At 40.2% G+C, this 19,657-nt stretch carries 17 protein-coding genes; 15 read left to right on the forward strand and 2 right to left on the reverse strand.

Annotation, left to right across the window (positions count from 1 at the left end):
* Positions 1–27 precede the first annotated feature (27 nt).
* The 5 genes from parC (at position 28) to SMSK564_RS04555 (ending at position 7,723) form a co-directional block, all read left to right on the forward strand.
* Positions 28–2,508 carry a DNA topoisomerase IV subunit A gene (gene parC / locus SMSK564_RS04535; protein WP_004236145.1) on the forward strand — a complete coding sequence of 827 codons (2,481 nt, stop codon included), beginning with the start codon at positions 28–30 and terminating at the stop codon, positions 2,506–2,508.
* Positions 2,509–2,835: 327 nt separating this feature from the next.
* Positions 2,836–4,866: a thiol-activated cytolysin family protein gene (locus SMSK564_RS04540; RefSeq protein WP_001135925.1), complete on the forward strand. Its 2,031-nt coding sequence runs from the start codon at positions 2,836–2,838 to the stop codon at positions 4,864–4,866.
* Between the two features lie 288 nt (positions 4,867–5,154).
* Positions 5,155–5,880: a CppA family protein gene (locus tag SMSK564_RS04545; protein WP_001102235.1), complete on the forward strand. Its 726-nt coding sequence runs from the start codon at positions 5,155–5,157 to the stop codon at positions 5,878–5,880.
* Complete coding sequence (locus SMSK564_RS04550; RefSeq protein ID WP_000872199.1) at positions 5,877–6,818, forward strand: serine hydrolase domain-containing protein; 942 nt, start codon at positions 5,877–5,879, stop codon at positions 6,816–6,818. Before SMSK564_RS04545 ends, SMSK564_RS04550 begins: the two co-directional genes overlap by 4 nt.
* Positions 6,819–6,826: 8 nt before the next feature.
* Positions 6,827–7,723, forward strand: a complete 897-nt coding sequence (locus SMSK564_RS04555) for a DMT family transporter (RefSeq protein ID WP_000071688.1) — start codon at positions 6,827–6,829, stop codon at positions 7,721–7,723.
* Positions 7,724–7,764: 41 nt separating this feature from the next.
* On the opposite strand, the gene SMSK564_RS04560 is transcribed toward SMSK564_RS04555, so the two are convergent.
* Positions 7,765–8,463 carry a GntR family transcriptional regulator gene (locus tag SMSK564_RS04560; protein WP_000936193.1) on the reverse strand — a complete coding sequence of 233 codons (699 nt, stop codon included), beginning with the start codon at positions 8,461–8,463 and terminating at the stop codon, positions 7,765–7,767.
* Between the two features lie 254 nt (positions 8,464–8,717).
* Here SMSK564_RS04560 and guaA point away from each other — a divergent pair, with 254 nt between their 5' ends.
* The 10 genes from guaA to SMSK564_RS04610 all read left to right on the forward strand — a co-directional run bounded on the left by guaA (position 8,718) and on the right by SMSK564_RS04610 (position 18,448).
* Entirely contained in the window at positions 8,718–10,280 is a 1,563-nt protein-coding gene (guaA, locus tag SMSK564_RS04565) for a glutamine-hydrolyzing GMP synthase (RefSeq protein WP_000065712.1), read from the forward strand.
* Between the two features lie 240 nt (positions 10,281–10,520).
* A complete protein-coding gene (locus tag SMSK564_RS04570; RefSeq protein ID WP_000169065.1) occupies positions 10,521–11,807 on the forward strand; it encodes a peptidase U32 family protein in 1,287 nt (428 codons plus the stop codon).
* Between the two features lie 314 nt (positions 11,808–12,121).
* Complete coding sequence (locus tag SMSK564_RS04575; protein WP_001054557.1) at positions 12,122–12,322, forward strand: F0F1 ATP synthase subunit C; 201 nt, start codon at positions 12,122–12,124, stop codon at positions 12,320–12,322.
* Between the two features lie 32 nt (positions 12,323–12,354).
* Positions 12,355–13,068, forward strand: coding sequence for a F0F1 ATP synthase subunit A (gene atpB, locus SMSK564_RS04580; protein ID WP_000392860.1), 714 nt, complete (start codon positions 12,355–12,357; stop codon positions 13,066–13,068).
* Positions 13,069–13,081: 13 nt separating this feature from the next.
* Positions 13,082–13,576, forward strand: a complete 495-nt coding sequence (gene atpF / locus SMSK564_RS04585) for a F0F1 ATP synthase subunit B (protein WP_000558550.1) — start codon at positions 13,082–13,084, stop codon at positions 13,574–13,576.
* Positions 13,576–14,112: a F0F1 ATP synthase subunit delta gene (locus SMSK564_RS04590; protein WP_000359035.1), complete on the forward strand. Its 537-nt coding sequence runs from the start codon at positions 13,576–13,578 to the stop codon at positions 14,110–14,112. The genes atpF and SMSK564_RS04590 overlap by 1 nt, the downstream gene beginning before the upstream one ends.
* Before the next feature lie 14 nt (positions 14,113–14,126).
* Positions 14,127–15,632: a F0F1 ATP synthase subunit alpha gene (gene atpA / locus SMSK564_RS04595; RefSeq protein ID WP_000996629.1), complete on the forward strand. Its 1,506-nt coding sequence runs from the start codon at positions 14,127–14,129 to the stop codon at positions 15,630–15,632.
* A 15-nt stretch (positions 15,633–15,647) separates the two neighbouring features.
* Positions 15,648–16,526: a F0F1 ATP synthase subunit gamma gene (locus SMSK564_RS04600; RefSeq protein WP_000301213.1), complete on the forward strand. Its 879-nt coding sequence runs from the start codon at positions 15,648–15,650 to the stop codon at positions 16,524–16,526.
* Positions 16,527–16,611: 85 nt separating this feature from the next.
* Positions 16,612–18,018: a F0F1 ATP synthase subunit beta gene (gene atpD, locus SMSK564_RS04605; RefSeq protein WP_000094358.1), complete on the forward strand. Its 1,407-nt coding sequence runs from the start codon at positions 16,612–16,614 to the stop codon at positions 18,016–18,018.
* 10 nt (positions 18,019–18,028) lie between these two features.
* Positions 18,029–18,448, forward strand: coding sequence for a F0F1 ATP synthase subunit epsilon (locus tag SMSK564_RS04610; protein ID WP_000068045.1), 420 nt, complete (start codon positions 18,029–18,031; stop codon positions 18,446–18,448).
* 43 nt (positions 18,449–18,491) lie between these two features.
* Here the strand turns inward: SMSK564_RS04610 and SMSK564_RS04615 are convergent, their stop codons facing one another.
* On the reverse strand, positions 18,492–19,505 hold the full coding sequence (locus tag SMSK564_RS04615) for a lactonase family protein (protein ID WP_000665593.1): 1,014 nt from the start codon (positions 19,503–19,505) through the stop codon (positions 18,492–18,494).
* Positions 19,506–19,657 lie beyond the last annotated feature (152 nt).

Below are 19,657 nucleotides of genomic sequence, written 5' to 3' on the forward strand. Positions count from 1 at the left end.
CTTTGCATTTTACGGGCTTAGTATCCTATGTCTAACATTCAAAACATGTCCCTTGAGGACATCATGGGAGAGCGCTTTGGTCGCTACTCCAAATACATTATTCAAGACCGGGCCTTGCCAGATATTCGTGATGGCTTGAAGCCGGTTCAGCGTCGTATTCTTTATTCTATGAATAAGGATGGCAATACCTTTGACAAGAGCTACCGTAAGTCGGCCAAGTCTGTTGGGAACATCATGGGGAATTTCCACCCACACGGGGATTTTTCTATCTATGATGCTATGGTTCGTATGTCACAGGACTGGAAAAACCGTGAGATTTTGGTCGAAATGCACGGTAACAACGGCTCAATGGACGGAGATCCACCTGCGGCTATGCGTTATACCGAGGCGCGTTTGTCTGAGATTGCAGGCTATCTTCTTCAGGATATCGAGAAAAAGACAGTTCCTTTTGCTTGGAACTTTGACGATACCGAGAAAGAACCGACAGTCTTACCAGCAGCCTTTCCAAACCTCTTGGTTAATGGTTCTACTGGTATTTCGGCTGGTTATGCCACAGATATTCCACCTCATAATTTAGCTGAGGTTATTGATGCGACGGTTTATATGATTGATCATCCAACTGCCAAGGTGGATAAACTCATGGAATTCTTGCCTGGACCAGACTTCCCGACAGGAGGGATTATCCAGGGGCGTGATGAAATTAAGAAAGCCTACGAAACTGGAAAAGGGCGCGTGGTTGTTCGTTCCAAGACTGAGATTGAAAAGCTAAAAGGTGGTAAGGAACAAATCGTCATTACTGAGATTCCTTATGAAATCAACAAGGCCAATCTAGTCAAAAAGATTGATGATGTTCGTGTCAATAATAAGGTGGCTGGAATTGCTGAGGTTCGTGATGAGTCTGACCGTGACGGTCTTCGAATCGCTATTGAGCTTAAAAAAGACGCTAATACGGAGCTTGTTCTCAATTATCTATTTAAGTACACAGACCTGCAAATCAACTACAATTTTAACATGGTGGCGATTGACAATTTCACGCCTCGTCAGGTTGGGATTGTTCCAATCCTGTCTAGCTATATCGCCCACCGTCGCGAAGTGATTTTGGCGCGTTCCCGCTTTGACAAGGAAAAGGCAGAGAAACGTCTCCATATCGTAGAAGGTTTGATTCGAGTGATTTCGATTTTGGATGAAGTCATTGCTCTTATCCGTGCTTCTGAGAATAAGGCGGACGCCAAGGAAAACCTCAAAGTTAGCTATGATTTTACAGAGGAGCAGGCTGAGGCTATCGTAACCTTGCAACTGTACCGTTTGACCAATACCGATGTGGTTGTCTTGCAAGAAGAAGAAGCAGAACTACGTGAGAAGATTGCTATGCTGGCGGCTATTATCGGGGATGAACGGACCATGTACAATCTTATGAAGAAAGAGCTTCGTGAGGTCAAGAAGAAATTTGCAACTCCGCGTTTGAGTTCTTTAGAAGATACTGCGAAAGCAATCGAGATTGATACAGCTAGTCTGATCGCTGAGGAAGATACCTACGTCAGCGTGACCAAGGCAGGTTACATCAAGCGTACCAGCCCACGTTCCTTCGCAGCTTCCACTCTGGAAGAAATTGGCAAACGTGATGACGACCGTTTGATTTTTGTTCAATCTGCCAAGACAACCCAGCACCTCTTGATGTTCACAAGTCTTGGAAATGTCATCTACAGACCAATCCATGAATTAGCAGATATTCGTTGGAAGGACATCGGAGAGCATCTGAGCCAGACCATTACAAATTTTGAAACTAACGAAGAAGTCATTTATGTGGAAGTAGTGGATCAGTTTGATGATGCGACAACCTACTTTGCAGCGACTCGTCTCGGTCAAATCAAGCGTGTAGAACGCAAAGAATTCACTCCATGGCGGACCTACAAGTCTAAGTCTGTCAAGTATGCTAAGCTCAAAGACGAGACAGACCAGATTGTAGCAGTGGCTCCGATTAAACTAGATGATGTTCTCTTGATTAGCCAAAATGGTTATGCCCTACGTTTCAATATCGAAGAGGTTCCGGTTGTCGGTGCTAAGGCAGCAGGTGTCAAAGCTATGAACTTGAAAGAAGATGATGTCCTCCAATCCGCCTTTATCTGCAATACGTCTTCTTTCTATCTTTTGACACAACGTGGAAGCTTGAAACGTGTTTCAACAGAGGAAATTCCAGCAACCAGCCGTGCTAAACGAGGACTACAAGTCTTGCGTGAGTTGAAAAATAAACCGCATCGTGTCTTCTTAGCAGGAGCAGTTGCAGAACAAGGCTTCGTTGGTGACCTCTTTAGTACAGAAGTGGAAGAGAACTACCAAACTCTGCTTGTTCAATCCAACAAAGGAACAATCTATGAAAGCCGATTGCAAGACTTGAACTTGTCAGAACGCACTAGCAATGGAAGCTTCATTTCTGACACGATTTCAGATGAAGAAGTTTTTGACGCTTATCTTCAGGAAGTTTATACAGAATTCGAATCCAAAAAATGATGGAAAACAATGAAAAGGTTTTCGTCGAGAAATTTGTTAAGCTATAGAATCAAGAGTTGAATTTGACTATATATACAAAAACGAACAGTGCTGATTCCCAACTGATAGGGACTTAGGACTGGTCGTTTTCTTATTTTTAGTGGTATAGACCACTTGATATTTGAATATAGAAATGTTAATATATGTTCAGTTATTCAAGCTAGGTTAATAAAAAATAATAATTTTTTAAGAAAACGATTGCGCTTATGTTATTTTTATGTTATACTTTTATTGTTTCAAGAAAGCGCGTTCAAGAAATAGTTTGTTCAAATATAAAAGGAGTTTTGTATGCCTCAAAACAAACAAGAAAAAGGATTTCGTTATTCTATTCGTAAACGTAGTGTTGGAGTATGTGCTGTTGCTATTGCAACATTTTTGCTAGCTTCTGGGCTCATTTTTCAAACGAATGCAGTAAAAGCAACAGAGCCAAGTGTTACTACAATTGCTGGTGAAAATATTGCTGCTCATAAATCTGCAAGTCAGAGTTCGACTGCTTATGGAGGAGACGCTGCTAGAGCGGTTGATGGTAATCGCGATAATGACTACGGACATCACTCGGTTACCCATACAGATTTTCAAGATCATTCTTGGTGGAAAGTTGATTTAGAGAAAGAAGAATCAGTAGGAACTGTTCGTATTTACAATCGTGGAGATGGGAATGTAGCAAATCGTTTATCTAATTTTGATGTTATTTTGTTGGATAAAGATGGAAATGAGGTAACTCGTCAACACATCGATAGCTTAAACAATCAACCAACAATTGACGTTCAATTCACTGGAGTTAATGCACGATATGTTAAAGTGGAGCTAAATAATTCAAAAACACCACTTAGTTTAGCAGAGGTAGAAGTATATCGTTCTGCAAAAGAAAAAGCAGCGACTAATACTAAATCTGAAAGCAAAGCAAAAACAGACTTTACTGCAGAACTAAATAACTATTTATTTGGTTTAAATTATGATAAATTAAATATTTTAACTAGAAAAGGCGAAGCATTAGAAAATTACACTAATACAAGCACAAAACAACAAGGAAATGAGTTTGTGGTTGTGGAAAAAGTGAAGAAAAACCTTTCTAATGGTTCTGCTGATGTTGCCTTAAATGGTAACGGAGATATCTTCTTAGGTGCTTTATTTAAAGCAAATCAAGATCTCCTAGAAAATAAACCACAACAAATTAGCTTAGATCGTAGCAAAGGAAGAATTAGTGTTGATTTACCAGGAATGGTGGGCGGAGATAGCTATGTAGATGCTAATCCAACTGCAAGTGGTACGCAGGAAGGTGTGAATACCTTGTTAAACCGTTGGTATGAAAAATATGCTGCGAAAAATCCTGCTCCAGCACGTATGCAGTACGCTTCCACTTCTGCTTATAGCATGAATCAATTGAAAGCAAAATTCGGAAGTGATTTTGAAAAAGTCGGTGTTAATTTGAAAATTGACTTTGAGGCTGTGAACAAGGGTGAAAAACAAGTTGAAGTTGTTGATTTTAAACAAATTTACTATACTGCTAACTTTGATGCTCCAAAAAATCCATCAGATGTATTTGCTCCAGGAGTAACGGTTGATCAATTGAAAGCACGTGGAATTGATGAAAAAACACCTCCTGTATATGTATCAAGCGTGTCATACGGACGTCAAATGTATGTTAAGTTTGAAACAACAAGCAAGAGTACCGAGTTGAAAGCAGCAATCAATGCTGTAATCAAAGGTGTGCCTATTAAACCAGAATCTGAATGGGCACGTGTCTTGAAGAATACAACTGTAACAGTTTCAATCGTAGGTGGAAATGCTGATGGTGCTGCACATGTTGTGACAGGTAATGTAGAAGATTTGAAAAAGTTGATTCAAGAAGGAGCTACATTTAGTACACAAAATCCTGCTGTTCCAATTTCTTATAAGACTGCATTCTTGAAAGATAATCAAGTAGCCACAATTCAAAGCAATACAGACTACATTGAAACTAAAGTGACTTCATACAAAAATGGTTATCTTAATTTACAACATAAGGGAGCTTATATTGCTCGTTACTATGTTTATTGGGATGAAGTAACTTATGATAAGGATGGAATTGAAAGTATTCGCTCACGTCAATGGGAAGATAATGGTAAGAACAGAACAGCTGGCTTCCAAACTGAACTTCAATTTAAAGGAAATGTACGTAATATACGCGTAAAAATTCAAGAAAAAACAGGTCTTGTTTGGGAACCATGGCGTACAGTTTACAATCGCACAGACCTTCCTCTTGTTCAAAAACGTACCATTGTTAACTCAGGTACAACACTAAGACCAAAATACGATGAAAAAGTTGAAAATAACTAATTTTTCACTTGTAAAAGGAATCAGTTCTAAGAGCTGGTTCTTTTTATTTCTAATACTTCTCCGAAATCAAAAATCAACAAAGATAGTCAATTATTTGTTATAAATCCATTGATTAGCATTCCAGTTTATCCTATCTACTTTTTGACTTTTGTATTTTTCCCTAAAAATGGAGTTTTGGACGAGCCTTTTGAAGAAAAATTTTTAATGGGGTAAAAATTGTTAAATTTGAGCATAATATCTTGTAAAAAATTCTAAAATCCTTTAAAATAAAAAGTGACGGAGGAATTTATGAATGTAAATCAGATTGTACGGATTATTCCTACTTTAAAAGTTAATAATAGAAAATTAAATGAAACATTTTATATAGGAACCCTTGGCATGAAGGCCTTATTAGAAGAGTCAGCCTTTCTGTCACTAGGTGACCAAACAGGTTTAGAAAAGCTGGTTTTAGAAGAAGCTCCAAGTATGCGCACTCGTAAGGTAGAGGGAAGAAAAAAACTAGCTAGATTGATTGTCAAGGTGGAAAATCCCTTAGAAATCGAGGCCTTATTAGCTAAAACAGATTCGATTCATCAATTATATAAAGGTCAAAATGGCTACGCTTTTGAGATTTTTTCACCCGAAGATGATTTGATTTTGATTCATGCGGAAGATGATAGAGCAAGTCTAGTAGAAGTAGGAGAAAAGCCAGAATTTCAAACAGATCTGGAGTCAATTTCTTTAAGTAAATTTGAAATTTCTATGGAATTACACCTCCCAACGGATGTAGATAGTTTCTTGGAACTATCTGAAATTGGGGCGTCACTTGATTTTATCCCAGCACAGGGGCAGGATTTGACTGTGGACAATACGGTTACTTGGGACTTATCTATGCTCAAGTTCTTGGTCAATGAATTAGACATAGCAAGTCTTCGTAAGAAGTTTGAGTCTACCGAATATTTTATTCCTAAGTCTGAAAAATTCTTCCTTGGTAAAGATAGAAATAATGTTGAATTGTGGTTTGAAGAAGTATGAAGTGGACCAAGATTATTAAAAAAATAGAAGAACAAATCGAGGCAGGGATTTATCCCGGAGCCTCTTTTGCGTATTTTAAAGACCATCAATGGACGGAGTTCTATTTAGGCCAGAGTGACCCAGAGCATGGCTTGCAGACTGAGGCAGGACTAGTTTATGATCTAGCTAGTGTCAGCAAGGTTGTTGGGGTTGGCACCGTTTGTACTTTTTTGTGGGAAAAAGGCAAATTAGATATTGACAGACCGGTAACCGATTTTTTACCTGAAAGTGATTATCCAGACATCACTATTCGCCAGCTCTTGACTCACGCGACAGATCTTGATCCTTTTATTCCCAATCGTGATCTTTTAACAGCATCTGAATTAAAGGAAGCGATGTTTCATCTTAAGAGACGAAGTCAACCAGCCTTTCTTTATTCGGATGTCCATTTTTTGCTGTTGGGTTTTATTTTGGAAAGAATCTTTAATCAAGACTTGGATGTGATTTTACAAGAACAAGTCTGGAATCTTTGGGGAATGACGGAAACTCAGTTTGGCCTTGGCCCTGTTGAGCTTGCTGTTCCCACAGTCAGAGGTGTGGAGGCAGGAATAGTGCATGATCCCAAGGCTCGCCTCCTGGGCAGACATGCAGGTAGTGCTGGTTTATTTTCGACTGTAAAAGATTTACAAATCTTTTTAGAACACTATTTAGAGGATGATTTTGCAAGAGACTTAAGTCAAAATTTTTCTCCTTTGGATGACAAGGAACGTTCTTTGGGATGGAATTTGGAAGGAGATTGGCTAGACCATACGGGCTATACAGGTACCTTTATCATGTGGAATCGTCAGAAGCAAGAAGCGGTCATTTTCCTATCGAATCGTACCTATGAAAAGGATGAGAGGGCTCAATGGATTGTAGACCGCAATCAAGTGATGGACTTGATTCGCAAAGAAGAGTAAGGAGAGACATGTCAAACAGTTTAAAAGGGACTCTATTAACAGTTGTGGCTGGGATTGCTTGGGGCTTGTCAGGAACGAGTGGCCAATACCTGATGGCACACGGAATTTCGGCTCTGGTTTTGACCAACTTGCGTCTTTTAATCGCTGGTGGAATTCTCATGCTCTTGGCTTATGCTACTGCAAAGGATAGAATGCTGGCCTTTTTAAAGGATAGAAAAAGTTTGCTATCTCTTCTCATTTTTGCTCTAATTGGCCTCTTCCTCAATCAATTTGCCTATCTAACTGCTATTCAGGAAACCAATGCAGGAACCGCGACGGTGCTTCAGTATATTTGTCCTGTCGGAATTTTAATTTATAGCTGTATCAAGGATAAGGTGGCGCCGACACTGGGAGAGATTGTTTCTATCATATTAGCTATCGGAGGAACCTTCCTGATCGCCACTCATGGGCAGCTGGACCAGTTATCTATGACACCTGCAGGTCTGTTCTGGGGGCTCTTTTCTGCTCTGACTTACGCCCTGTATATCATTTTACCCATAGCCTTGATTAAGAAGTGGGGGAGCAGTTTGGTCATTGGTGTGGGAATGGTCATAGCTGGTTTGGTCGCCCTTCCTTTTACAGGGGTTCTACAGGCCAATATACCGACTAGTCTTGATTTTCTACTTGCTTTTGCAGGTATTATCCTTATCGGGACTGTCTTTGCCTATACAGCCTTTCTAAAAGGAGCCAGTCTGATTGGGCCGGTCAAGTCAAGTTTGTTGGCTTCAATTGAGCCAATTTCGGCTGTTTTCTTTGCCTTCTTAATCATGAATGAACAATTTTATCCCATTGATTTTCTTGGTATGGCAATGATATTGTTTGCTGTAACCCTGATTTCTTTGAAAGATTTACTCTTAGAAAAATAAAAAGACTCTTTGTCCGTGACAGAGAGTTTTTGCCTAGTAATCTAATTATTTTCAAGATAAAATTCAAAGCGTTCGCCTACATACTGACTTTTTACGTATTCAAAAGCAGTACCATCCTCTAGGTAGGAAACTTGAGTCAAACCAAGAATAGCATGTCCTTTTTCAACTTCCAAATAGTGGGCAATTTTTTCTTTAGCGAGACGAGCATAAATAGTCTGCTGTGATTTACCGATGCGGTAGCCGTGTTTTTGCAAGGTTTGGAAGAAATGACTGGTGATTTCTTCTTTTTTAAAGTCCTTAATGAATTTTTCAGGAATAGAAGCAACTTCATAAACTAGAGGAACTTGGTCGGCATAGCGAACCCGCTCCATTCGGATAATATTCTCTGTTGGAGAAATTCCTAGCTTGGCAACTTCCTGCTCATTGGGAATGGTTTTTCTGTAGGAAATGAGCTGGCTAGAGGGAACTTTACCTTGGGACTTAACAATTTCAGTAAAACTGGTTGTCCCTCGCATCTTTTCTTGTACTCGAGTACTGGAAACAAAGGTGCCGCTTCCTACACGACGCTCTAAGACACCTTCTTCGACTAATAGAGATACAGCTTGGCGAAGGGTCATACGACTGACCTCAAACTGCTCTGCTAAATCTCGTTCACTGGGAAGTCTCTCACCAATGGCCCAACGATGTTCGTCAATATCCTTTTTAATCTGATCGTGGATTTTCATATAAGCTGGTAGCATGTTTTCACTTCATTTCTATCTTTTTTCTATTGTACCCCAATAAACTAGAAAAAGTCAAACTTCGCCTTGTTTATACTCTTCGAAAATCTCTTCAAACCACGTCAGCTCTATCTGCAACCTCAAAACAGTGTTTTGAGCAACCTGCGGCTAGCTTCCGAGTTTGCTCTTTGATTTTCATTGAGTATTAGTTGGTAATTCGCCCTTATTTGTGATAGAATATTGGAAAAAGATATTTCTTTTGAGAAAGGAAAAAGATGAGCAACATTTCAACTGATTTGCAAGATGTAGAAAAAATCATCGTATTGGACTATGGTAGCCAATACAACCAGCTGATTTCACGCCGTATCCGTGAGATTGGCGTTTTTTCAGAACTAAAGAGCCATAAAATTTCAGCTGCTGAAGTTCGTGAAATCAATCCTGTAGGAATCATCCTTTCAGGTGGTCCAAACTCTGTATACGAAGATGGTTCATTTGATATTGACCCAGAAATCTTCGAACTTGGAATTCCAATTTTGGGAATTTGTTACGGTATGCAGTTATTGACCCATAAACTTGGAGGAAAAGTTGTCCCTGCAGGTGACGCTGGAAATCGTGAATACGGTCAATCAACCCTAACTCACACACCATCAGCTCTTTTTGAATCAACACCTGATGAACAAACTGTATTGATGAGCCATGGTGATGCAGTTACTGAAATTCCTGCTGACTTTGTTCGTACAGGTACATCAGCTGACTGCCCATACGCAGCCATCGAAAACCCAGATAAACACATTTACGGTATCCAGTTCCACCCAGAAGTTCGTCATTCTGTATACGGAAATGATATCCTTCGTAACTTTGCCCTTAACATTTGTAAAGCTAAAGGCGACTGGTCAATGGATAACTTCATTGATATGCAGATTCAAAAAATTCGTGAAACTGTCGGTGATAAACGTGTCCTTCTTGGCCTATCAGGTGGTGTTGACTCTTCAGTTGTTGGAGTTCTTCTCCAAAAAGCGATTGGCGATCAATTGATCTGTATCTTCGTGGATCACGGTCTTCTTCGTAAAGGAGAAGCGGACCAAGTTATGGACATGCTTGGTGGTAAGTTTGGTTTGAATATCGTCAAAGCAGACGCTGCTAAACGTTTCCTTGATAAACTTGCTGGCGTTTCTGACCCAGAACAAAAACGTAAAATCATCGGTAACGAGTTTGTCTATGTCTTCGATGACGAAGCAAGCAAGCTCAAAGATGTGAAATTCCTTGCTCAAGGTACCTTATACACAGACGTTATCGAGTCTGGTACAGATACAGCTCAAACTATCAAGTCACACCACAACGTGGGTGGTCTTCCAGAAGACATGCAGTTTGAATTGATCGAACCACTCAATACTCTTTACAAGGATGAAGTTCGTGCCCTAGGTACAGAGCTTGGTATGCCAGACCACATCGTATGGCGCCAACCATTCCCAGGACCAGGACTTGCTATCCGTGTCATGGGAGAAATTACTGAAGAAAAACTTGAAACAGTTCGCGAATCAGACGCTATTCTTCGTGAAGAAATAGCTAAAGCTGGTCTTGACCGCGATATCTGGCAATACTTCACAGTTAACACAGGCGTTCGTTCAGTCGGCGTTATGGGTGACGGTCGTACATATGACTACACGATTGCAATCCGTGCTATCACCTCTATCGATGGTATGACTGCTGATTTTGCCAAAATTCCATGGGAAGTGCTTCAAAAAATCTCAGTACGTATCGTAAACGAAGTGGATCATGTTAACCGCATCGTCTATGATATTACAAGTAAACCACCTGCAACAGTTGAGTGGGAATAGTCATCTAAGGACTAATTTATGTAGTTTAATGAGCCAGTATCATTGGATACTGGTTTTTACTTTTCTAGACTTTTTGGCTACTTGTTAAATTGGTTTATATTCGATAGTTTAACAATTACTATACAAAGCTTAAAATATTAGAATTGTCAAAACAATCTGTCTAGGCTTGATTTTATCCCTTATTTACTATAAAATGAGAAGGAAAAACGTCAAACTTTTATATTGCAAATAGGAGAAAACATGACAAAAACATTAAAACGTCCTGAGGTTTTATCACCTGCAGGGACTTTAGAGAAGCTAAAAGTAGCTGTTCAGTATGGGGCAGATGCTGTCTTTATCGGTGGTCAGGCCTATGGTCTTCGTAGCCGTGCAGGTAACTTTACCTTTGAACAGATGGAAGAAGGCGTCCAGTTTGCGGCTAAGTACGGTGCCAAAGTCTATGTAGCTGCCAACATGGTTATGCACGAAGGAAATGAAGCTGGTGCTGGTGAGTGGTTCCGTAAACTGCGTGATATCGGGATTGCAGCAGTTATCGTATCTGACCCAGCTTTGATTATGATTGCAGCGACTGAGGCACCAGGTCTTGAAATCCACCTTTCCACTCAAGCAAGTGCCACTAACTATGAAACCCTTGAGTTCTGGAAAGAACTGGGCTTGACTCGTGTCGTTTTGGCGCGTGAGGTTTCAATGGAAGAATTGGCAGAAATCCGCAAACGTACAGATGTTGAGATTGAAGCCTTTGTCCACGGAGCCATGTGTATTTCTTACTCTGGTCGTTGTACTCTTTCAAACCACATGAGTATGCGTGATGCCAACCGTGGTGGTTGCTCTCAGTCTTGCCGTTGGAAATACGACCTGTATGATATGCCATTTGGGAAAGAACGTAAGAGCTTGAAAGGTGAGATTCCAGAAGAATTTTCAATGTCAGCCGTTGACATGTCAATGATTGACCATATCCCAGATATGATTGAAAATGGTGTGGACAGTCTAAAAATCGAAGGACGTATGAAGTCTATTCACTACGTATCCACAGTAACAAACTGCTACAAGGCTGCTGTTGATGCTTATCTAGAGAGTCCAGAGAAGTTTGAAGCTATCAAGCAAGACTTGATTGATGAGATGTGGAAGGTTGCCCAACGTGAATTGGCAACAGGCTTCTACTACGGTACACCATCTGAAAATGAGCAGTTATTTGGTGCTCGCCGTAAAATTCCTGAGTACAAGTTTGTCGCTGAAGTGGTTTCTTATGATGATGCGACACAAACAGCAACCATTCGTCAACGGAATGTGATTAATGAAGGAGACCAAGTTGAGTTTTACGGCCCAGGTTTCCGTCACTTTGAAACTTATATCGAAGATTTGCATGATGCCAAAGGCAATAAAATCGACCGCGCTCCAAATCCGATGGAACTCTTGACAATCAAAGTCCCACAACCTGTTCAAGCAGGAGACATGGTTCGCGCTCTCAAAGAAGGTCTCATCAATCTTTATAAGGAAGATGGAACCAGCGTCACAGTTCGTGCTTAATAAACAAGCAGGAGATGAAGGCTTTCTAGTTGCTTTCCCTTTAATCCTACTTACTAAAGAGCATTAGGTTAAAGAAAATATATTAATTTTCATCCGAGATTACATCTCGGATTTTTTCAATATTTTTCAGAAATGTCTAGATAATGGTCGGATTTATTACAAGTTTTTTACAAAGTTTTCTATATAATAGGCTTAAAAATAGTAAAATTGTAAATAATTTTCATTAAACGCTTTCAATGTTAGAAAAAAGTTGACAAATCCAATTTTTAGGACTAAACTAAGTAAGTAAATTTTAATTAAAAGGAGAATTCGTCATGAATTTAACATTTTTTGGTCTATGTCTTGCCTGTATGGGTGTATCTCTTGGTGAAGGGTTATTGATGAATGGTTTGTTGAAATCAGTAGCTCGCCAACCAGATATTATCGCTGAGTTTCGTAGCTTGATGTTTTTAGGGGTTGCCTTTATTGAAGGAACTTTCTTCGTAACTCTTGTCTTCTCATTTATTATTAAATAACGAAATATAAATTGGAGAAGGGAGAATGTTAGATGGAAGAAAGTATCAATCCAACCATCAATATTGGTCCTGTTACCTTTGATTTAACTTTGACAGCCTTGACTTTGCTGTCTGTGTTTCTGATTTTTGCATTTATCTATTGGGCAAGTCGTAATATGACATTGAAACCCAAAGGTAAACAAAATGTACTAGAGTATCTCTATGATTTTGTAATTGGATTTACAGAACCTAACCTTGGTTCCCACTACATAAAAGATTACTCACTCTTTTACTTATGCTTATTTCTTTTTATGGTCATCGCCAATAACCTTGGTTTGATGGCGAAACTTCAAACAACAGATGGAACAAACCTTTGGACATCGCCAACTGCAAATCTTTCATTTGACCTTGTCTTGTCTTTCTGTATTATTGTGATGGCGCACATTGAGGGGATTCGTCGTCGTGGGATTAAACAATACCTAAAAGGTTTTGTAACTCCTGCATTTATGACACCGATGAATCTACTTGAAGAGGTCACGAATTTCCTTTCTCTTGCTTTGCGGATTTTTGGGAATATCTTTGCAGGTGAAGTAATGACAAGCTTGCTTCTTTTACTTTCACATCAGGCTATTTTTTGGTATCCAATCGCATTTGGGACAAACTTAGTTTGGACTGCATTTTCCGTGTTCATTTCTTGTGTACAGGCCTATGTCTTTACACTACTATCCTCTATGTACCTAGGAAATAAAATTAATGATGAAGAGTAGAAAGGAGTAACTGATGCACGTAACAGTAGGTGAATTAATTGGTAATTTTATTTTAATCGCTGGCTCTTTTATCCTTTTGCTAGTCTTGATTAAAAAATTTGCATGGTCTAATATTACAAGCATTTTCGAAGAAAGAGCTGAAAAAATTGCTTCAGATATTGACAGAGCTGAAGAAGCACGTCAAAAAGCGGAAGTATTGGCTCAAAAACGCGAAGATGAATTGGCTGGTAGCCGTAAAGAAGCTAAGACAATCATTGAGAATGCGAAAGAAACAGCTGAGAAAAGTAAGGCTAGTATTTTAGCAGATGCTAAACTAGAAGCAGGACGCTTAAAAGAAAAAGCAAACCAAGAAATTGCTCAAAACAAAGCTGAAGCTTTACAAAGCGTTAAGGGTGAGGTAGCAGATTTGACAATCAGCTTAGCTGGTAAAATTATCTCACAAAACCTTGACGGTCATGCCCATAAAGAACTCATTGATCAGTATATCGATCAGCTAGGAGAAGCTTAATGGACAAGAAAACAGTAAAGGTAATTGAAAAATACAGCATGCCTTTTGTCCAATTGGTACTTGAAAAAGGAGAAGAAGACCGTATCTTTTCAGACTTGACTCAAATCAAGCAAGTTGCTGAAGAAACAGGTTTACCTTCTTTTTTAAAAAAAGTGGCCGTAGACGAGTCTGACAAAGAAAAAACAATTGCGTTCTTCCAAGACTCTGTGTCACCTTTATTGCAAAACTTGATCCAGGTTCTTATCTACAATCACAGAGCAAATCTTTTTTATGATTTGCTTGTAGATTGCTTGAACCGACTTGAAAAAGAAACAAATCGATTTGAAGTGACGATTACGTCAGCTCATCCTTTAACTGATGAACAGAAGAGTCGCTTGCTCCCTTTGATTGAGAAAAAAATGTCTCTGAAAGTAAGGAGTGTAAAAGAAGAAATCGATGAAAGTCTCATTGGTGGTTTTGTCATTTTTGCCAATCACAAGACAATTGATGTGAGTATTAAACAACAACTTAAAGTTGTTAAAGAAAATTTGAAATAGAAAGTGGTGTTCTTTTGGCAATTAACGCACAAGAAATCAGCGCTTTAATTAAGCAACAAATTGAAAATTTCAAACCCAATTTTGATGTGACTGAAACAGGTGTTGTAACCTATATCGGGGACGGTATCGCGCGTGCTCACGGCCTTGAAAATGCCATGAGTGGAGAGTTGTTGATTTTTGAAAACGGCTCTTATGGTATGGCTCAAAACTTGGAGTCAACAGACGTTGGTATTATCATCCTAGGTGACTTTACAGATATCCGTGAAGGCGATACAATCCGCCGTACAGGTAAAATCATGGAAGTCCCAGTAGGTGAAAGTCTGATTGGTCGTGTTGTGGACCCACTTGGTCGTCCAGTTGACGGTCTTGGAGAAATCCACACTGATAAAACTCGTCCAGTTGAAGCGCCAGCTCCTGGTGTTATGCAACGTAAGTCTGTATCAGAACCATTGCAAACTGGTTTGAAAGCTATTGACGCCCTTGTACCGATTGGTCGTGGTCAACGTGAGTTGATTATCGGTGACCGTCAGACAGGGAAAACAACCATTGCGATTGACACAATCTTGAACCAAAAAGGTCAAGATATGATCTGTATCTATGTAGCGATTGGACAAAAAGAATCAACAGTTCGTACGCAAGTAGAAACACTTCGTCAGTACGGTGCCTTGGACTACACAATCGTTGTGACTGCCTCTGCTTCACAACCATCTCCATTGCTTTTCCTAGCTCCTTATGCTGGGGTTGCCATGGCAGAAGAATTTATGTACCAAGGGAAACATGTTTTGATCGTTTATGATGATTTATCAAAACAAGCGGTAGCTTATCGTGAACTGTCACTCTTGCTTCGTCGTCCTCCAGGTCGTGAAGCCTTCCCAGGGGATGTCTTCTATCTTCATAGCCGTTTGCTTGAGCGTTCAGCTAAAGTTTCTGATGAACTTGGTGGTGGATCAATTACAGCCCTACCATTTATCGAGACACAAGCAGGAGATATCTCTGCATATATCGCAACCAACGTGATTTCTATCACTGATGGACAAATCTTCCTTGGTGATGGTCTCTTCAATGCGGGTATTCGTCCAGCCATCGATGCGGGTTCATCTGTATCACGTGTAGGTGGTTCTGCGCAAATCAAAGCCATGAAGAAGGTTGCTGGTACACTTCGTATCGACCTTGCTTCATACCGTGAGTTGGAAGCCTTCACTAAGTTTGGTTCTGACTTGGATGCGGCAACACAGGCTAAGTTGAACCGTGGACGTCGTACAGTTGAAGTTTTGAAACAACCTGTTCACAAACCATTACCTGTTGAGAAACAAGTAACCATTCTCTATGCTTTGACACATGGTTTCTTGGATACTGTTCCAGTAGATGATATTGTTCGTTTCGAGGAAGAATTCCATGCCTTCTTTGACGCTCAACATCCAGAGATTTTGGAAACCATTCGTGATACAAAAGACTTGCCAGAAGAAGCAGTCTTGGATGCTGCGATTACAGAGTTTCTCAATCAAACCAGCTTCCAATAAGAATAGAGGTGTCAGATGGCAGTATCTCTAAATGATATTAAAACAAAAATCGCCTCAACAAAAAATACGAGTCAAATCACTAATGCCATGCAAATGGTGTCAGCTGCTAAGCTAGGTCGCTCTGAAGAAGCTGCTCGCAACTTCCAAGTTTACGCTCAGAAGGTTCGCAAACTTTTGACAGATATCCTTCATGGTAATGGAGCTGGTGGTTCAACTAATCCAATGTTGATTAGCCGTCCAGTTAAGAAGACTGGCTATATCGTCATTACTTCAGACCGCGGTTTGGTGGGAGGGTATAATTCTTCTATTTTGAAAGCCATTATGGAGTTGAAAGAAGAATACCATCCAGATGGTAAAGGATTTGAAATGATCTGTATCGGTGGAATGGGAGCTGATTTCTTTAAAGCTCGCGGTATTCAACCACTTTATGAACTACGTGGCTTGGCAGATCAACCAAGTTTTGATGAAGTTCGTAAGATTATTTCAAAAACTGTTGAAATGTATCAAAATGAACTCTTTGATGAACTCTATGTCTGCTACAACCACCATGTCAATACGCTAACTAGTCAAATGCGTGTGGAGCAAATGCTTCCGATTGTTGACTTGGATCCAAAAGAAGCGGACGACAGTTACAGCTTGACCTTTGAATTGGAAACCAGTCGAGAAGAAATTTTGGAGCAGTTGTTGCCTCAGTTTGCAGAAAGTATGATTTACGGTGCTATTATCGATGCTAAGACAGCTGAAAATGCTGCAGGTATGACAGCTATGCAAACAGCGACTGATAATGCTAAGAAAGTCATCAATGATTTGACAATTCAGTATAACCGTGCCAGACAGGCGGCGATTACACAAGAAATTACAGAAATCGTAGCAGGAGCTAGTGCCTTAGAATAGGCTCTAGTCCAGCTCGTATGAAAATGAACTTAGGACCTAGTTGAACTAGGAACCGACAGTATCTTATATAGAATAGGAGAAGGAGATGAGTTCAGGTAAAATTGCTCAGGTTATCGGTCCCGTTGTAGACGTCTTGTTTGCAGCAGGAGAAAAACTTCCTGAGATTAACAATGCACTTGTCGTCTACAAAAATGACGAAAGAAAAACAAAAATCGTCCTTGAAGTAGCCTTGGAGTTGGGAGATGGTATGGTTCGTACTATCGCCATGGAATCAACAGATGGTTTGACTCGTGGAATGGAAGTATTGGACACAGGTCGTCCAATCTCTGTACCAGTAGGTAAAGAAACTTTGGGACGTGTCTTCAATGTTTTGGGAGATACCATTGACTTGGAAGCTCCTTTTACAGAAGATGCAGAGCGTCAGCCAATTCATAAAAAAGCTCCAACTTTTGATGAATTGTCTACCTCTTCTGAAATCCTTGAAACAGGAATTAAGGTTATCGACCTTCTTGCCCCTTACCTTAAAGGTGGTAAGGTTGGACTTTTCGGTGGTGCCGGAGTTGGTAAAACCGTCTTAATTCAAGAATTGATTCACAACATTGCCCAAGAACACGGTGGTATTTCAGTATTTACTGGTGTTGGGGAACGTACTCGTGAGGGGAATGACCTTTACTGGGAAATGAAAGAATCAGGTGTTATTGAGAAAACAGCCATGGTATTTGGTCAGATGAATGAGCCACCAGGAGCACGTATGCGTGTTGCCCTTACTGGTTTGACAATCGCTGAATACTTCCGTGATGTAGAAGGCCAAGACGTGCTTCTCTTTATCGATAATATCTTCCGTTTCACTCAGGCTGGTTCAGAAGTATCTGCCCTTTTGGGTCGTATGCCATCAGCCGTTGGTTATCAACCAACACTTGCTACAGAAATGGGTCAATTGCAAGAGCGTATTACATCAACTAAAAAGGGTTCTGTAACCTCTATCCAAGCTATCTATGTGCCAGCGGATGACTATACTGACCCAGCGCCAGCAACAGCCTTCGCTCACTTGGATTCAACAACAAACTTGGAACGTAAGTTGGTACAATTGGGTATCTACCCAGCCGTTGACCCACTTGCTTCAAGCTCACGTGCCTTGGCACCTGAAATTGTTGGAGAAGAGCACTATGCAGTTGCTGCAGAAGTAAAACGCGTTCTTCAACGTTACCATGAATTGCAAGATATCATTGCCATCCTTGGTATGGATGAACTTTCTGATGAAGAAAAGACCTTGGTTGCTCGTGCCCGTCGTATCCAGTTCTTCTTGTCACAAAACTTCAACGTTGCGGAACAATTTACTGGTCAGCCAGGTTCTTATGTCCCAGTTGCTGAAACTGTACGTGGCTTTAAGGAAATCCTTGATGGTAAACATGACCAGTTACCAGAAGATGCCTTCCGTGGTGTAGGTTCTATCGAAGATGTGATTGCAAAAGCTGAAAAAATGGGATTTTAAGAGGTGATCTATGGCTCAGTTAACTGTCCAGATCGTGACACCAGATGGTCTCGTCTATGATCACCATGCCAGCTATGTATCAGTTCGAACTCTGGATGGTGAGATGGGGATCTTGCCACGACATGAAAATATGATTGCGGTTTTAGCAGTTGATGAAGTAAAGGTAAAACGTATTGATGATGAAGATCACGTGAACTGGATTGCAGTAAACGGAGGCGTTATTGAAATTGCCAATAATACCATCACAATCGTTGCTGATTCTGCAGAACGTGCTCGTGATATCGATGTTAGCCGTGCAGAACGTGCTAAGCTTCGTGCGGAGCGAGAAATCGAAGAAGCCCACGAAAAACACTTGATTGATCAAGAGCGTCGTGCTAAGATTGCTTTGCAACGTGCTATTAATCGTATCAATGTCGGAAAAAGACTATAAGAAAAAATGAACTTGAGTTACCAAGTTCATTTTTTATATTTTCTTAAGGGGCAAAACTGATGCAGACTGCTTCTGGGACATGGAAGTCGTTAGAAAGTTCTGCTAGACGACCAGTTTCAGGATTTCGTTTAAAGACGGTTGCATTGTCAGAGTCCTGATGGACAGCAATGACAAATTCTTGGTCTGGTGTCAAATCAAAATCACGTGGAGTCTGACCATGAGTCGGAACGATTTCTAACAACTCTAAGCTACCGTCTGCAAGAATTGTATATACTGCGATAGAATCATGACCACGGTTAGAAGCGTAGAGGTATTTACCGTCTTTAGAGAGACGAATAGCAGCAGTTCCATTAAAACCTTCGTAACCTTCTGGTAGAGTTGAAATAACTTGCATGCGTTCAAATTCGCCAACACCATCGTAGATTAAAACCTCGATAGTGCTATTGAGTTCACAAATCAGATAAGCGATTTTATAATGGTTATGGAAAATAATATGGCGTGAGCCTGCTCCTGGCTGGCTATGATAGGTATAGAGCTTAGATAATTTTCCTTCTGAATCAAGATCATAAGTAATTACTTGGTCAGTACCCAAGTCGCAGGTCACTAGATAGCGGTCAGGTGTTAAATCTGTAAAGTGAACATGGGGAGAAGCTTGATTCTCATGTGGACCTTGGCCACTGTGTTGATCCACATCACTAAGTAGAAGACGACCATCTTCCTGACGTTTATAAACAAGGACTTGTCCCTTGTGGTAGTTTGCCGCGTACACTAAATCACGCTTTTCATCAACGGCAACATAACAGTGAGGAGCTCCTTCTTCCACGACATGATTTAATAAGGTTCCATCAGTTTGATAGGCTGCAATCCCCCCCTTATCGTCTTGACTACCAACAGTGTATAAATGTTGGTGCTGGTCAAAGGCAAGGTAGGTTGGACTTGGCTCAGCTGCAAAAAGTTCTAGATTTGAAAGCTGCCCAGTTTCTGTATCAAAGTCTGCCTTGTAAATCCCTTGGGAAATACGACGTGTATAAGTTCCAAAATAAACAGTTTCTTTCATGATAATACCTCTTTATAAAGATAAGACTATTATATCACAAAAACTGTAGTTGGAGGAACTCTATAACACATAGGTGAGTATAATAAAATATCAAATTTAGCTTGATTTCCTTTTGAAAAGTGCTATAATAATCCTATACAAATTGCAAAGGA

It is taken from the genome of Streptococcus mitis SK564, assembly GCF_000148525.1.
Classification (GTDB): Bacteria; Bacillota; Bacilli; order Lactobacillales; family Streptococcaceae; genus Streptococcus; species Streptococcus mitis_H.